We start from the raw sequence: 14,572 nt of genomic DNA on the forward strand, positions 1-14,572 counted from the left end.
GGGACGGGGCGCTGCCGCGCCGCCTCCCCGGTCACGCCCTTCCATGCAGTTCCTTCAGCGCGAACTTGATCACCTTGCCGGTCGAATTCATCGGCAGCGCGTCCAGGAACGTGACGCCGCGAGGAACCTTGTAATTGGCGAGATTGGCCTTGGCCCAGCCGATCACTTCTTCCGCCGTGATGGTCGACCCGGCGGAACGGACGATGAAGGCATGGCCCACTTCGCCCAGACGCTGGTCGGGGATGCCGATGATGGCGGACTGGTGGATGCCGGGCAGGCCGGTCATCTGCTTCTCGATCTCCGCCGGATAGACGTTGAAGCCGCCGACGATATACATGTCCTTCAACCGGTCGGTAAGTTTCAGATAACCGTCCGCATCCAGACAGCCGACATCGCCGGAATGCAGCCAGCCATCGGCATCCAGCGTGGCCAGGGTCGCCTCCGGATTGTCGAGATATTCGATCAGCAGCTTGTCGTCCCGGATCAGCACTTCGCCCGGCTCGCCCACGGCAAGCGAACGGCCGTCCGGCCCGGCGATGCGGATTTCCGTGCCGGGGATGGCCGTGCCCACCGTATAGGCGATGCGCTCCATCGGGTCGCCCGGCCGCGTGTGCGTGGCGGACCCGCAGCATTCGGTCATGCCATAGCCGGTGCTGATCTCCTGGATCGGCGTTTCCGTCTGCAACCGCTTCATCAGTTCGATCGGCACGACGGTCGATCCCGTCGACATGAAGCGCCAGCTTGAAATATCCCAGTCGCGCCAGTTGGGGAAGGCCAGCATCTCCTGAAACACGGTCGGGGGGGCGGGCATCACGGTGATGCGGTTCTTCGCCACCAGATCGAGCACGCTGGCCGGGTCATAGGCTTCGGGCCAATAGAGCGTGCTGCCCGCGATCAGCGATGCGACCCAGCCCGCCTTGTAGGACGCATTGTGGGAAAAGGGACCGAAGGCGGCATAGCGGTCGTCCGCCGTCTGGCGCGCAATGTCCACCCATGCCTGACCGCCGCCCAGCGACCGGCGATGATCGAACAGCGCGCCCTTGGGCGCCCCCGTCGTGCCGGACGTGAACATCAGGTCCGCCAGCGTTTCGGGCTTCACCATCGCCTCTCGCTCGGCAAGCTGCGCGTCGCTGCTGCTTTCGGCGAGGGCCGCGAAATCCTCGAAACGGATTTCGCCTTCGCCCAGATCCTGCGGCGTCGCGCGCAGCACGATGCGGCGGCGCAGGCCGGGCATGGCCTCATCCTTCAGCATCGCCGGATAATAGCGGCCCAGGAAGTTGCCGATGGAAAACAGGCGGACGATCCTGCCCCGACGGACGATGTCCGACACCTCGCCGCCCTTCAGGCGGGTGTTGAGCGGCACCATCACCCCGGCGGCGCGCTGGATGCCGATGGCGACGGCGACCCATTCCCACATATTGGGCGCCCAGATGGCGGCGCGGTCGCCCGGCTGGGCGCCGTCCGCGATCAGCGCCTTCGCGATCAGGTCGGCCTGACGGTCCAGCTCGCGATAGCTGATTGCCCCGTCTGTCTGCGAAACCAGAGCCGGGCGGTCCCCGTGACGCGCTGCCGCGCTGCGCATAAGGGCGGGAATAGTCGTCGTCATGATGGCCTTTTCGTCAGGATATTTGTGCCTATCTCGCATCCGAACATGGGGTGAACCCGCCCTGGAAGAAAGAAGGTGCGCGATAAAAGCGCGGTTGTGATGGCTGCCCTCATCGGTCCAGATGGCGCAGGAAGTCGCCCCGCGCCGACCATACCATCCAGGCCGCGAGCGGCCCGGCGGTCAGCAGGCAGGTGATGATCGCCGCGCCCAGCTTCATGGGATCGCCATAGACATAATCCGTCAGGAAACCGATCAGCATCGGCCCCATGGCATAGCCGCACAGATTGGAGGCCAATACCATCAGCGCGGCGAAGCGGCCGCGCATCTCGACCGGGGCGATCATCTGAACGGCGGCCATGGTCGGGCCATAGCTGGATCCCATGGTCATCATCATCAGCGTGATCGCGCCGAACAGCATGGCGAAATTGCCCAGTGCGAAGGCCATGGCCAGCACCGGCGGGATGGCGATGCAGAAACCGCACAGCAGGCGCAGCGCCATGTCGCGGGTGCCCCGCGCAAAGCGATGGTCGATCAGCATGCCCAGCGACAGGCCGCCGACGATGCCGCCCAGCGCGACGGCGACCGACATCATCGTCCCGACATCCGCCGCGCTCGCACCCAGCACGCGGCGGGCATAGGTCGGCGTCCACACCATCGTGCCCTGAATGGCCACCGCCATCACCGCCGATCCCAGGATCAACCCCAGCATCAGGCGCGGATGCGCGCCGATATAGCGGAAGAAGGCGCCCCAGCTAGCCGCCTGCCGGTCGGGCGGGGGCTGGCTGCGGCGCTTCGGTTCGCGAAAGGCGAATACCAGGAAGGCGACCGCCACGCCCGGCAGGCCCGTCACCACCAGCACCTGCCGCCATGGGGCAAGCCCCGCGAGCGGACCGCCCAGCGGCTCCGTGCTGAACAGCGCCAGCAGATTGCCGCCCAGCGCATAGGACAGGGATATGCCGATGACGCCGGACACGGACAGACAGGCGATCGGCGTCGTCAGCCGGTGGCGCGGGAAGATGGAGGAGAGGAGCGATTGTCCGGCGGGCGACACCGCCGCCTCGCCCGCGCCGACCAGCAGCCGGCCGGCGAACAGTTGGTTATAGCCGCGCGCCAGCCCCGTGCCCGCCGCCGCCAGCGACCAGACCACGATTCCGGTGAACATGATGGCGCGCCGCGAATAACGGTCGACCAGCCCGCCGATCACCAGCCCCATCAACCCATAGAACAGGGCGAAGGACAGGCCCTGCACCATGCTGATCTGGAAATCGTTGAGGCCAAGGTCGGCTCGCATTTCGGGGATCAGCACCGATATGACCTGCCGGTCGATCATCGACACGATCTGGAAGATCATCAGGATGAAGACGGTCCACCAGGCGCTGACCGGACCGTAATTGTCCGGCCAGTCGCTTGTGTGGGCGGGGGCATCCATGGGGGCGTGCAAGGGTCAGCCCTTCAGATGGGCAGGCAGTTCCTGCATGAAGACGGCCTTGATCTCGGTAAAGCCGTGCAGCCCTTCCTCGCCGCCCTCGCGCCCCACGCCCGACTGTTTGAAGCCGCCATAGGGGATGGTGTAGTCGATGACCCGGCCATTATGGCCGAAATTGCCGGTGCGGATGCGCCGGGCGACCCTGTAGGCCCGCTCGACATCCTGCGTGAACACCCCGCCCGACAGGCCGTAGATATTGTCGTTGGCGATGGCGATCGCCTCTTCCTCGCTGCCATAGGCGATGATCGTGCCCACGGGTCCGAAAATCTCCTCGCGGGCGATGGTCATGTCGTTGCTGGCGTCGGTGAACAGGGTGGGTTCCACGAACCAGCCCTTGTCGAGATGCGCGGGGCGGTTGCCGCCCGTGACGACGCGGGCGCCCTGCGCCTTGCCCTGCCGGATATAGTCCAGCACGCGGCCATGCTGGCGCTGGGTGACCAGCGGCCCCATCTGCGTCGTTTCGGCGAAGGGATCGCCCACCTGCACATATTGCATGGCGGCGGCCAGCGCCTCCTCCACCGCGCCCTTCAGCGAAGCGGGCACCAATATCCGGCTGAAGGCGGCGCATTGCTGGCCGCACAGCCCGACCAGGTTGGGCATGATGCCTTCCACCACCTTGCCGATATCGGCATCGTCCAGGATGATCGCGGCGGACTTGCCGCCCAGTTCCGTCGTGATGCGCCCCGACCGCCCGCTGACGACGGAGGCGATGTGCAGGCCGGCGGCTGTCGATCCGGTGAAGCTGACCTTGTCCACCCCTTCGTGCCGGATCAGATAGTCGGACACGTCGCGATCCGCCGTCAGCACCGAAAACACGCCTTCGGGCACCTCCGCCGCCGCGATGCATTCGGCCAGGATCAACGCCTCCAGCGGCGTTTCCGGCGAAGGCTTGGCGATGATGGTGCAACCGGCGGCCAGCGCGAAAGCCACCTTTAAAGAGAGCGTGGCGAGCGGCGCGTTCCACGGCACCACGGCGGCGACGACGCCCACCGGCTCGCGGACGACGATGGCATGCCCCCCGGCCAGGGCGGGCCGCACTTCCTCAAAACCCTTTTCCGCAAGATCGGCGGCATAGGTGTAATATCCACCCATGAACGGCGCGGTCGAAACCGACTGCACATAGGGCATGCCCACCTGCAACGACCATGCACGGGCGAAATCGTCGGCGCGCTTGGCCATTTCCCCGGCGATGCGGCGCAGATAGACGGCGCGCTCCGGCCCGGTCATGCGCGGCCAGGGACCGTTGTCGAAGGCGTTGCGCGCCGCCGCGACGGCGCGGTCCATGTCGGCTGTGGTCGCCTTCGCGACGCGGCCCACCTTTTCCTCCGTCGCGGGCGAGACGATCTCGATACCGTCGGAGGCCGAAGAACTGGACCAGTCGCCGCCGATGAACAGTTTTTCCGGGCTGGCGAGGTTGAGGAGCGTATCGGTCATGCGCGATTTTCCTTCTGGATCGGCAAAAATAAGGACGGCAGGCGGCTCAGGTCTCGACGACCACGGGCAGCGACAGGATATTGGCGACGCCGCCGTCCACCGGCAGCATGTGGCCGGTGATATAGGCCGATGCGTCGGACGCCAGGAACTGGACGGGGCCGACCATCTCCTTGGGATCGCCGAAGCGGTCCAGCGCGATGGCGCTGCGGAAGATTTTCGCCCGCTCCGGATGGCCGACCGTGGGCGCGGCCATGTCCGTATCGAAGAAGCCGGGCGCGATGGCGTTGCAGGTGACGCCATGGGGCGCCAGGTCCGCCGCGATTGACCGGGTCAGGCCCAGCACCGCATGCTTGCTGGCGACATAGGCGGACAGGTTCGGCCGCCCGGTGTCGGAGACGTAGGAGGCGAAATTGACGATCCGCCCCCATTTGCGCTCCGCCATCCCTTTGGACAGGTCGCGGCACAGCAGATACATGGACGATACGTTCACATCGAACATGGTTTCCCACTGGCCGAGCGTGGAGTCGTGCAGCGGCCCCCATCCGCCGATCGCGCCATTATTGACCAATATGTCGATGGCCGGTCCCTCGGCATTCAGCTTCCCGGTCGCCGCCTGCACCGCATCCAGATCGGCCAGATCGAAGGCGATGGTCCGCGCCTGCCCGCCCGCGTCCCGGATCTCCCCGGCGGTTTCCTCCAGCTTCGCCCCGTCGCGCGCCGCAAGGATCAGCGAAGCGCCCGCCTGCGCCAATCCCAGCGCGATCGCCCTGCCCAGGCCGCGCGAAGCCCCCGTGACCATCGCCGTGCGTCCCGCGAGCGAGAAAAGCCCCGTCATTCCATCCTCATCCTTGGCTAAGACCTGTTCAGGGGCGATCATAGCGCTGGCGGAGACAGGATTTCGATGGCACCGGGCAAGCCATCATAAGGGCGATGTTCATCGGCCATGTCCGACATAAGCCTTGCGCACCCTTCGCGCCTGCCCGCTATGCACGGTGGATGATAAAGGAGAAAGCCATCATGGGCGAGGCGCACAACAGCGTGGAGGCGGAAGCCGATTATGTCATCGTCGGCGCAGGGTCGGCGGGCTGCGTGCTCGCCAACCGGCTGAGCGCGAACGGGCGGCACAGGGTGGCGCTGCTGGAAGCGGGCGGGGATGACCGGCCGCTGCAAAATCTCTTCAATCCCGCTCAGGCGATGAGCACGATGAACATCCACGTGCCCGCCGGCTTCACCAAGATGCTGAAGGACCCGCGCGTCAACTGGAACTATATGACCGAACCCGATCCGGGTTCGGACGGGCGGCAGCATTTCTTCCCGCGCGGCAAGGTTCTGGGCGGTTCCTCCTCCATCAACGGCATTCTCTGGGTGCGCGGCCTGCCGGAAGATTATGACGGCTGGCGGCAAAGGGGACTGACCGGCTGGGGCTGGGACGAGGCGGAAACCTATTTCCGCCGGATCGAAAATCAGCAGGGCGAGGGCGCCAACAGCGACCAACAGGAAGGCCCGCTGACGATCAGCGACGTGCCGATGCGGCATCCCATGCTGGACATCATGACCAGGGCGTTCGAGGAAGCGGGCGCTCCCCTGGCCAACGACCTGAACGGCACCACGCGGGAGGGTGTCGCCCGCGTCCGCCTCAACGCGCACAAGGGGCTGCGCGTGTCGGCGGCGGTCGCCTATCTGCACCCGGCGATGAAGCGGCCCAATCTTCGGGTCTTCATCCACGCCCATGCGACCCGCATCCTGTTCGAGGGCAGGAAGGCCGTCGGCGTCGAATATTGGAAGGGCGGCCGGTTGCATCAGGTGCGCGCCCGCCGCGAAGTCATATTGTCGGGCGGCACGATCAATTCGCCCCAATTGCTGGAACTGTCCGGCATCGGGCAGGGCGAACGTCTGCGGGCGTTGGGCATCGCGACGCTGGTGGACAGCCCGAATGTCGGCGAAAACCTGCAGGATCATTATGCATCGATGATCCGCGCCCGCCTGAAGCCCGGCGCGTCGAGCTTCAACGCCATGTCGCGCGGCCTGCCGCTGGTCGGGCAGATGCTGCGCTTCGCCCTGAACCGCAGCGGCCTGCTGGCGCTGGGCGGATCGAATCTGACGGCGTTCCTGAAATCCGATCCGGCGCTCGACCTGCCGGACCTGCAATTTTTCGCCAGCCCCGCCACGGTGGATTTCGAGGCGCTGGCGAAAAATGGCGCGATGACGATGGAAAAGCTGCCCGGCATGACGGTCGGCGGCTATGTGATGCGTCCGCAGTCGAAGGGTTCGATCCATATCAGGAGCGGCGATTTCCACGACGCCCCCTCGATCAAGCCCAATTTCCTCTCCGCCGAAGCAGACTGCCGGGCGCAGGTCGGGGGGCTGCGCTGGGCGCGCCGCGTGATGGAAAGTCCCGCGCTCGCGCCCTATTTCGACCATGAACTGACGCCCGGAGCCGCGCTGCAAAGCGATGAGGAACTGCTGGCCTTCGCCCGCGCCAGCGGATCGACCGGCTATCACCAGACGTCGACATGCGCGATGGGCACGGGGCCGGACGCGGTCGTCACCGCTGGGCTGAAGGTCAACGGCGTGGAGGGGCTGCGCGTCGTCGACGCCTCGGTCATGCCCGCCGTCGTGTCGGGCAACACCAACGCCGCGACCATGATGATCGCGGAAAAGGGCGCGGACCTGATCCTCGCGGACGCATGATGGGGATATGAAGGCGGGACCAGGCAGCGTGGACGAATTCAAGACGCCTGCTGAGGGATTTGAGTGGAAACCGGACCTATCCTATTCCTCCCCATCGAGAGATGGGGAGGGGGACCGCCGCTGAAAGCGGTGGTGGAGGGGAATGGGGCACGACCTCCGAATTTCCCCTCCACCACTCGCTTCGCGAGCGGTCCCCCTCCCCACGCTGCGCGTAGGGAGGAATTTAACGTCCGCTATTGACCATGCGCCGACATTCCCAATTCATCCAGCGGGAAGCATAGCGCGTATCAAGGCGCCGCCACGAAAGCGTTCTGATATTCCGTCTTGATCGCCTTGCGCATGGCCGCATCGACCGGCAGCGCGATGTCATATTTCCCCTCCGCATAGGGACCGGCGCTGTACGGCCCGATGACCACGGTGACGCCGTCGATCAGCTTTCCGTCCTTTGAGGTGGGGACCAGCACCTCCTTCATCGGATCGATGCATTTGGTGAAATCGTCATCGTCGCTGCGCTTCACCGGCGCGCCCCGCTTCTCCGCCCGCGCCTTGTCCAGCGCATCGCAGAAGCGGTCGCGAATGGCGGCGGCGAAGGCGGCGCGGGAGGTCATGAGCGCCTCCACCGCCGTTTCGCGCTTGCGGTCCTTGTCCCACAACAGCGCGTCATAGCCCGTCATGCCGTGCGCGCCGCCGGTAAAGGCGTAGCTTTCCGATTGCAGCGCCAGGAAGCGCGGCGTGTCGGCCGTCACGGTCCAACGGGTCTGAAGCGCATGCCCACGGAACGGATAGCCGGACGCCTTGGCCGCCTTTTGATCCTCCCGCGCCATTTTCAGCGCGTCTGCCTTGCCGATTTTCAGCGCATTGCCGAATTTGTCGACCAATGCGGGTATCTGCGCCGCCTGGGCGGGATAGCTGTAGGCGAAATCGAGCAGGTCGGTCTTTTCCTTCCGCTCGAAGGGCTTGGCGGGCGGCGGGGGTTCGGGCTGGCCCGACATGCGGCTGGCGAAATTGCTGGCAGCGACGTCATTGCCGGGGTGCGCCTCATTGCCATCTTCGGAAACGGAGCACGCGCCAAGCAGCAGGACCGCTGCCAGCAGCGGCCCGGCCTGCCCCCTCCCCTTCATATCGCGCATCAGTGGGCCTTGGCCGCCGCCATGCACCTTTCGCTGATCGCCTTGCGCGTATAGCTGCTCTGGAGCGCCGCGCCCGCATTGGGCCAGCCTTCCGCGATCAACGCCTGCTCCACCGCATGCGCTCCGGCGAAGCGCCCGCTTTCCGCCAGCACATAGGCACGGGCGCGAAGGGCCTGGAGGCGGCCGTCATCGGTGTGCATCATCTTGTCTCTCCTTGTTTTAACTGCGTTCAATCTAGGCCTGCGGACCATCCAAAGCAAATCATGGCGCGGTCGAAGGAGGCGGAGAGGCGATGAAAAATTGCGCTTTTCATCCCAGCCACCTTTCTCCAAAACAGGCGCGTCATGACTGATTTTTCCGACCTGCTCAAAGCCGATAACAATCAACCCGCCCGTTCGATCCGCATCGTGGATGCGCAAGGATTGGAAGCCTGGCTCGCCAGCCAGCCGGAGCGGGTGCGGACGCTCGTCGCCGCACAGAAATTCAAGGGCAAGGCGCATGAACATGCGATAGTGCTTGGCGAAGATGCGGCGGACTGGTCGGTGGTGGCGGGCGTCGCTTCGCGGGAAAAGCTGGGGCCGTGGTGCCTTGCGAAGCTTGCCGAGACATTGCCCGAAGGGACATATCGGCTGGCGGAGGGAATGGCGGGCGCGGCGATGCTGGGATGGCTGACCGCGCAATATCGGTTCGACCGCTATCGCAAGGAAGAAAATGGCTCCGGCGCACGCGTGCTGCTGACCGGCGAGGTGGCGCAGATCGAGGCGGCGACAAGGCTGGCCGAAGCGGTGGCGCTGGTGCGCGATCTGGTCAACACGCCCGCCGCCGACATGGGACCGGGCGAATTGGAAGCGGCGGCGCGCAAGGTCGCGAAACGCTTCGACGCCGAATGCAAGGTGACGAAGGGCGACGCGCTGGAGCAGGGCTTTCCGATGATCCATGCCGTCGGCAAGGCGGCGGACAAGAGCTTCGCGCCGCGCCTGATCGAATTGCGCTGGGGCGATCCGAAACATCCGAAGATCGCCATCGTCGGCAAGGGCATCTGCTTCGACAGCGGGGGGCTGGACATCAAGCCTTCCTCCGCGATGCGGCTGATGAAGAAGGATATGGGCGGCGCGGCCCATGCGCTGGCGCTGGCGCAGCTCGTCATGGGCGCGCGCCTGCCGGTGCGGCTGCATCTGCTGATCCCGGCGGCGGAAAATGCGGTGTCGGGCAACGCCTTCCGTCCCGGCGACATATTGCGGTCGCGCAAGGGGTTGACGGTGGAGATCGGCAATACCGATGCCGAAGGGCGGCTGGTGCTGGGCGATGCGCTGACTTTGGCGGGCGAGGACAAGCCGGACCTCATCATCGACTATGCGACGCTGACCGGCGCGGCGCGGGTGGCGGTGGGGCCGGACCTGCCCGCCCTCTTCTCCAACGACGATGCGCTGGCGGGGGAGATGGACGCCGCCGGAAGCGCGGTCGACGATCCGACCTGGCGCCTGCCATTGTGGGACGGCTATGCCGAGATGCTGAAATCGGACGTGGCCGATATCAACAATGCGGGCGAAGGCGGTTTTGCCGGGGCGATCACGGCGGCCCTGTTCCTGAAACGCTTCGTGCCCGACAACACACCCTGGGTGCATCTCGACACCTTCGCGTGGCGGCCATCCTCGCGTCCGGGGCGGCCCAAGGGCGGCGAAGCGCTGGGGCTGCGCGCCGCATTTCACATGTTGCAGGCGCGCTATAACCGCAAAAAGTGAAAAGAAAGCGGTTTCGGCAGGCCGTTACGCAACCGGATTGGCTATTGTGCGTTAGGGGGGCATGGATGCTCAGTCTGCACAGAATCACGCCGCAGAGTTGAACCGGCCGGGGCTGAAACAGCTCAGCCAATGGATGCGCACGCTGGTCGATTATGTGCGGTCGGGAAAGCCCGACCTCACCAACCGGCAGATGGCGCTGATGCTGACCGTCTATATCGGCGCGGGGCCGCATACAGTGCGGGGACTGGCGGAGGCGCTGAATGTCTCCAAGCCGGTGATTACCCGCGCTCTCAACAAATTATCGGCGCTCGGTTATCTGCGGCGGGAACGGGACTCCACCGACCGGCGCAATATTTTCATCACCCGGACCCCAAAAGGGGCGGAATTTCTTGACGCCTTTCACCATTTCATCGCAGGAACCGGCCGCGATGAACGCCTCAACCACTCCCCTGCGGAACGCACCGCCTGAACGCATCCGATTCAAGCTGGACGGCCGGTCGGTCAAGCTGGACACGCGGGTCCATGCCGCGCGTGGCGACCTGGCCGATCTGGCGCTCGCCGGAGTGCTGTTTTCCGCCCATTATGCCCGCGCCGTCGAACTGACCTGCGTGGCCGCCGGCGCGCCGGTGCTGGCGTCCGACACGCCCAAGGCGCAGGCAGTCAGCGAATTGCTGCGCGGCGAAAGCTTCCATGCGCTGGACGTGACGGCGGACTGGGCCTGGGGCTTTTGCGGGCATGACGGCTATGTCGGCTATGTCCGGCGGGAGGCGCTGGACGTGCGGGAAGCGGTGAACAGCCGCATCGTCACCGGCACCGCGCCGTTGTTCAGCGCGCCCGACATCAAATCGCCTATCGCAGATTACTGGCCGCGCGGCGCGCAGTTCACTGCCGAAGCGGAGGGCGATTTCTTCGCCTGCGCCGAGGGTTATGTGCACCAGCGTCACGCCGCGGCGATCGACGCGCCGGAAAGCGATTGGGTCGCGGTGGCGGAACGCTATCTGGGCCAGCCCTATGTCTGGGGCGGGCGCGGGCATCGCGGCGTCGACTGTTCGGGCCTGGTGCAGGTCGCGCTCGGCCAGTGCGGGATCAAGGCGCCCCGCGACACGGATCTGCAACGCGAAGCTATCGGTTCTCCCATCGCGCCGGACGCGCCGCTCCGACGAGGGGACTTCATCTTCTTTCCGGGACATGTCGGCATCATGACCGACAGCGACAATATATTGCATGCCAACGCCCATTGGATGAGCGTGGTGATCGAGCCTCTGGCCGACGTCGTCGGACGGTTGGCGGCGGATCACGCGGAACCCATATCGGCATGGCGGAGAATCGGCACATGACAAAGATTTTCATCGACGGCGGCGTCGGGACCACGGGACTTGAAATCAACGAGCGGCTGGCGGGCCGTCCGGAACTGTCGATCATCACGCTGGATGAGGACAAGCGGAAGGATGCCGGGGCGCGCCGGGACGCGCTGAACGCGGCGGACATCGTCATCCTCTGCCTGCCGGACGACGCGGCGCGGGAAGCGGTGGCGCTGATCGACAATGGCCGCACGCGGGTGATCGATGCGTCAACCGCCCATCGCGTGGCGGACGGCTGGACCTATGGCTTTGCCGAACTGGAGCCGGGGCATCGGGAAAAGCTGGCCAATGCGCGCTTCGTCGCCAATCCGGGCTGCTGGCCGACGGGTTTCCTGGCGCTGGTGCGACCGCTGGTGCTGGCCGGGCTTCTGCCTGCCGACTGGCCGGTGACGGTGTCGGGCGCTTCGGGCTATTCGGGCGGCGGCAAGTCGATGATCGCGGAATATGAGGGCGCGGAGGGCGTGCCAAGCGCGTTCCGGCCCTATGGGCTGGGGCTGGCGCATAAGCATGGACCGGAAATGCTGCGCTATTCGGGATTGCGGCATCTGCCGTTGTTCGCGCCCGCCGTGGCGGACACCTATCGCGGCATGATCGTGGAAGTGCCCTTGCAGTTGCACGCCATGCCCGGCGCGCCGTCGGTGGCGGATGTGCATGGGGCGCTGGCGGCGGCCTATGCCGGATCGCCCATCGTCAGCGTGGAAACACTGGAAGACAGCGCGGCGATGACGCAGGTCCGTCTGGAGCATGTGGGCGCGACCGACCGGCTGGCGCTGTTCGTCTTCGGCAACGAAGCGACCGGTCAGGCGCGGCTGGTGGCGGCGCTCGACAATCTGGGCAAGGGCGCGGCCGGGGCTGCGGTGCAGAACCTCAACATATTGGCAGGCTTGCCGGAGACTTCGGGCCTGCGGCTTTAACCGCTACGGCCGCACATCTCCTCATGCGTCATGCTGAACTTGTTTCAGCATCCATTTCTCCCCAAAGGCGAAGGCTCATGGGGACGATGGATGCTGAAACAAGTTCAGCATGACGGAGAGTAGAGAGTCGGGCGAACGAAGCTTAGATCAGTGGATCGTCCCCAGCGGCCCCTCATGGGTGAGCAGCACGATCAGCCGCTCGATCTGCCGCCAGTGGCAGAAACGGATATGATTGCCCACGTCCCGGCTGCGGTCGGCGCGCGCGGCGGCTTCATAACCCGCATTGTCGCCGAACAACGCCATCAACTCGGCTGCGTCGTCATAGCTCCTGCGATTCGCAAGATACGGCATATTCATGATCAAGCCCCCCAAAGTCCCCACCCTGACGGTAGGGACATCGCTTCAATCGCCGTGCCAGTTCCGCCCGGCGACGGGGCAGCGCGCCCTGCGAGGGTGAACGGCCCATTAGCCAAGTCCCGTCCTGACACAGCCATCCCAGGATGGGACGCGCCTGTCCCGAAACGGCGCGAGAGGGAAAGCCTCTGGCCATGCCACTCCACCCGTGGCAAGGAACGGCCGATGACCAAGGCCAGAAAAGAACCGATCGGCGCAGGCGCCATTTTGGCGTTCACCATTTTGGGGGGAACGATAGCGGGCGGCCTGATGGGCCAGCCAAGCGCGGGCCTTTTGGGCGGCACGGCGCTGGGCATCGTGATCGCCATATTGCTGTGGCTGTACGATCGGAGAAAATAGCTTCGCCGCCGATGGTTGCGCGCCTTGCCAGCATGTGGGGGCCAGCATAAACGGGGAGCCATGAAGAAGCATCTGATCGCGCTCGCCCTCATCATATTGGTCGTCCTTGGCGGCCTGTTCTTCTATTTCGCGCGAGGGGATACGGCGCGGCTTCCCGCCGGGGCCGATGTCGGCAAGGAGCCGGTCTTCACCAGCCCCCGCAGCGAGATGATCCCGACGATGAACGTCGCGGAAGCCACCCCGTGGAAGGGTAGCGAGAAGCCGGTCCCGGCAAAGGGGCTGAGCGTGGATCGCTTCGCAGAGGGGCTGGACCATCCCCGATCCCTGCTGCGCCTTCCCAATGGCGATGTGCTGGTGGCCGAAACCGGCAGCCCGGCGCGGCCGACCGGCGGCATCGCCAACCGGGTGATGAACTATCTGATGGACAAGGCGGGCGCGGGCGCGCCCTCCGCCAACCGCATCACCCTGCTGCGCGACGCGGACGGTGACGGGCGGGCGGAAACGAAGACGGCTTTCCTGACCGGGCTCCATTCGCCCTATGGCATGGCGCTGGTCGACGACACGCTCTACGTCGCCAATACCGACGCGCTGATGGCCTTCCCCTATAAGGAGGGCGAGACGAAGATCGCCGCCCAGGGGCGCAAGATACTGAACCTGCCTGCGCAAGCGCCCAATATGCACTGGACCCGCAGCCTGGTCGCCAGCCCGCAGGGGCTGCTCTATGTGGGCGTCGGCTCCAACAGCAATATCGGCGAAAACGACCTGGCGACGGAGGATAATCGCGCCGCCGTGCTGGAGGTCAATCCCAAGACCGGCGCCTATCGCATCTATGCTTCCGGGTTGCGCAATCCGGTGGGGCTGGCGTTCGAGCCGAAGAGCGGCGCGCTGTGGGGCGTGGTGAATGAACGCGACATGCTGGGCAGCGATCTGGTGCCCGACTATCTGACGCGGGTGGAATTCGGCGCCTTCTATGGTTGGCCCTGGAATTATTGGGGCGGTTATGAGGATCGCCGGGTCCAGCCGCAACGGCCGGAAGTCCGCGAATATACCAAGCGGCCGGACTATGCGCTGGGCAATCATGTGGCGCCGCTGGGCCTCAGCTTTGCCGACAAGGTGACGCTGGGCGGGGCTTATGCCAACGGCGCCTTCGTCGGGCTGCACGGCAGTTGGAACCGGAAGCCCCGGTCGGGCTACAAGGTGGTGTTCGTGCCCTTCGGCGACGATGGCGCGGCGGGCAAGGCCAAGCCGGTCGATGTGCTGACGGGCTTTCTGGGCGCCAAGGGCGAGGCGCGTGGACGACCGGTGGACGTCACCGCCGATGCGAAAGGCGCGTTGCTGGTGAGCGACGATGTGGGCGGGGTCGTCTGGCGCGTGACTGCTGCGGCTAGATGAGGTGACGGGCGGGACGAGCCTTTAAACGGCGCGTGCTCCTGCGAAGGCAGGAGCCCAGATCAG

At 65.6% G+C, this 14,572-nt stretch carries 14 protein-coding genes; 7 read left to right on the forward strand and 7 right to left on the reverse strand.

Annotated features, from left to right (window positions below; all coding sequences use genetic code 11):
* Positions 1 to 31: 31 nt before the first annotated feature.
* The 4 genes from BV95_RS06225 to BV95_RS06240 all read right to left on the reverse strand — a co-directional run bounded on the left by BV95_RS06225 (position 32) and on the right by BV95_RS06240 (position 5,361).
* Positions 32 to 1,606, reverse strand: coding sequence for an AMP-binding protein (locus tag BV95_RS06225; protein ID WP_037448820.1), 1,575 nt, complete (start codon positions 1,604 to 1,606; stop codon positions 32 to 34).
* A gap of 109 nt (positions 1,607 to 1,715) precedes the next feature.
* The gene (locus tag BV95_RS06230; RefSeq protein ID WP_037448822.1) at positions 1,716 to 3,035 is read right to left on the reverse strand and encodes an MFS transporter; all 1,320 of its coding nucleotides are present in this window, start codon (positions 3,033 to 3,035) and stop codon (positions 1,716 to 1,718) included.
* 15 nt (positions 3,036 to 3,050) lie between these two features.
* The gene (locus tag BV95_RS06235; protein ID WP_037448823.1) at positions 3,051 to 4,526 is read right to left on the reverse strand and encodes an aldehyde dehydrogenase; all 1,476 of its coding nucleotides are present in this window, start codon (positions 4,524 to 4,526) and stop codon (positions 3,051 to 3,053) included.
* 46 nt (positions 4,527 to 4,572) lie between these two features.
* On the reverse strand, positions 4,573 to 5,361 hold the full coding sequence (locus BV95_RS06240) for an SDR family NAD(P)-dependent oxidoreductase (RefSeq protein WP_037448970.1): 789 nt from the start codon (positions 5,359 to 5,361) through the stop codon (positions 4,573 to 4,575).
* A 182-nt stretch (positions 5,362 to 5,543) separates the two neighbouring features.
* Here BV95_RS06240 and BV95_RS06245 point away from each other — a divergent pair, with 182 nt between their 5' ends.
* Entirely contained in the window at positions 5,544 to 7,217 is a 1,674-nt protein-coding gene (locus tag BV95_RS06245) for a GMC family oxidoreductase (protein ID WP_037448973.1), read from the forward strand.
* Positions 7,218 to 7,504: 287 nt separating this feature from the next.
* On the opposite strand, the gene BV95_RS06250 is transcribed toward BV95_RS06245, so the two are convergent.
* The gene (locus BV95_RS06250) at positions 7,505 to 8,347 is read right to left on the reverse strand and encodes a DUF4163 domain-containing protein (RefSeq protein WP_037448824.1); all 843 of its coding nucleotides are present in this window, start codon (positions 8,345 to 8,347) and stop codon (positions 7,505 to 7,507) included.
* Positions 8,347 to 8,550: a hypothetical protein gene (locus tag BV95_RS06255; protein ID WP_037448826.1), complete on the reverse strand. Its 204-nt coding sequence runs from the start codon at positions 8,548 to 8,550 to the stop codon at positions 8,347 to 8,349. The genes BV95_RS06250 and BV95_RS06255 overlap by 1 nt, the downstream gene beginning before the upstream one ends.
* A gap of 141 nt (positions 8,551 to 8,691) precedes the next feature.
* Here BV95_RS06255 and BV95_RS06260 point away from each other — a divergent pair, with 141 nt between their 5' ends.
* The 4 genes from BV95_RS06260 to argC all read left to right on the forward strand — a co-directional run bounded on the left by BV95_RS06260 (position 8,692) and on the right by argC (position 12,364).
* Complete coding sequence (locus BV95_RS06260; RefSeq protein ID WP_037448828.1) at positions 8,692 to 10,089, forward strand: leucyl aminopeptidase family protein; 1,398 nt, start codon at positions 8,692 to 8,694, stop codon at positions 10,087 to 10,089.
* A 61-nt stretch (positions 10,090 to 10,150) separates the two neighbouring features.
* Positions 10,151 to 10,558 carry a MarR family transcriptional regulator gene (locus BV95_RS06265; RefSeq protein ID WP_013846211.1) on the forward strand — a complete coding sequence of 136 codons (408 nt, stop codon included), beginning with the start codon at positions 10,151 to 10,153 and terminating at the stop codon, positions 10,556 to 10,558.
* Entirely contained in the window at positions 10,518 to 11,426 is a 909-nt protein-coding gene (locus BV95_RS06270) for a C40 family peptidase (RefSeq protein ID WP_037448830.1), read from the forward strand. Before BV95_RS06265 ends, BV95_RS06270 begins: the two co-directional genes overlap by 41 nt.
* Positions 11,423 to 12,364 carry an N-acetyl-gamma-glutamyl-phosphate reductase gene (argC, locus tag BV95_RS06275; protein WP_037448833.1) on the forward strand — a complete coding sequence of 314 codons (942 nt, stop codon included), beginning with the start codon at positions 11,423 to 11,425 and terminating at the stop codon, positions 12,362 to 12,364. Before BV95_RS06270 ends, argC begins: the two co-directional genes overlap by 4 nt.
* Positions 12,365 to 12,511: 147 nt before the next feature.
* Here the strand turns inward: argC and BV95_RS06280 are convergent, their stop codons facing one another.
* Positions 12,512 to 12,715 carry a hypothetical protein gene (locus tag BV95_RS06280; protein WP_037448976.1) on the reverse strand — a complete coding sequence of 68 codons (204 nt, stop codon included), beginning with the start codon at positions 12,713 to 12,715 and terminating at the stop codon, positions 12,512 to 12,514.
* Positions 12,716 to 12,943: 228 nt separating this feature from the next.
* Between BV95_RS06280 and BV95_RS24270 the strand changes: the two genes are divergently transcribed.
* Entirely contained in the window at positions 12,944 to 13,117 is a 174-nt protein-coding gene (locus BV95_RS24270; protein WP_169804654.1) for a hypothetical protein, read from the forward strand.
* A gap of 60 nt (positions 13,118 to 13,177) precedes the next feature.
* Positions 13,178 to 14,509: a PQQ-dependent sugar dehydrogenase gene (locus tag BV95_RS06285; RefSeq protein WP_037448836.1), complete on the forward strand. Its 1,332-nt coding sequence runs from the start codon at positions 13,178 to 13,180 to the stop codon at positions 14,507 to 14,509.
* Positions 14,510 to 14,572 lie beyond the last annotated feature (63 nt).

Source organism: Sphingobium chlorophenolicum, from assembly GCF_000722875.1.
GTDB classification, from domain to species: domain Bacteria; phylum Pseudomonadota; class Alphaproteobacteria; order Sphingomonadales; family Sphingomonadaceae; genus Sphingobium; species Sphingobium chlorophenolicum.

Excerpts from the sequence above, each read along its gene's own strand:
- BV95_RS06255 (WP_037448826.1), bottom strand. The coding sequence starts at position 8,550 with ATGATGCACACCGATGACGGCCGCCTCCAGGCCCTTCGCGCCCGTGCC.
- BV95_RS06240 (WP_037448970.1), bottom strand. The coding sequence starts at position 5,361 with ATGACGGGGCTTTTCTCGCTCGCGGGACGCACGGCGATGGTCACGGGG.
- BV95_RS06225 (WP_037448820.1), bottom strand. The coding sequence starts at position 1,606 with ATGACGACGACTATTCCCGCCCTTATGCGCAGCGCGGCAGCGCGTCAC.
- BV95_RS06235 (WP_037448823.1), bottom strand. The coding sequence starts at position 4,526 with ATGACCGATACGCTCCTCAACCTCGCCAGCCCGGAAAAACTGTTCATC.
- BV95_RS06280 (WP_037448976.1), bottom strand. The coding sequence starts at position 12,715 with ATGCCGTATCTTGCGAATCGCAGGAGCTATGACGACGCAGCCGAGTTG.
- BV95_RS06250 (WP_037448824.1), bottom strand. The coding sequence starts at position 8,347 with ATGCGCGATATGAAGGGGAGGGGGCAGGCCGGGCCGCTGCTGGCAGCG.
- argC (WP_037448833.1), top strand. The coding sequence starts at position 11,423 with ATGACAAAGATTTTCATCGACGGCGGCGTCGGGACCACGGGACTTGAA.
- BV95_RS06285 (WP_037448836.1), top strand. The coding sequence starts at position 13,178 with ATGAAGAAGCATCTGATCGCGCTCGCCCTCATCATATTGGTCGTCCTT.
- BV95_RS06270 (WP_037448830.1), top strand. The coding sequence starts at position 10,518 with ATGAACGCCTCAACCACTCCCCTGCGGAACGCACCGCCTGAACGCATC.
- BV95_RS06260 (WP_037448828.1), top strand. The coding sequence starts at position 8,692 with ATGACTGATTTTTCCGACCTGCTCAAAGCCGATAACAATCAACCCGCC.
- BV95_RS06265 (WP_013846211.1), top strand. The coding sequence starts at position 10,151 with ATGGATGCTCAGTCTGCACAGAATCACGCCGCAGAGTTGAACCGGCCG.
- BV95_RS24270 (WP_169804654.1), top strand. The coding sequence starts at position 12,944 with ATGACCAAGGCCAGAAAAGAACCGATCGGCGCAGGCGCCATTTTGGCG.
- BV95_RS06245 (WP_037448973.1), top strand. The coding sequence starts at position 5,544 with ATGGGCGAGGCGCACAACAGCGTGGAGGCGGAAGCCGATTATGTCATC.
- BV95_RS06230 (WP_037448822.1), bottom strand. The coding sequence starts at position 3,035 with ATGGATGCCCCCGCCCACACAAGCGACTGGCCGGACAATTACGGTCCG.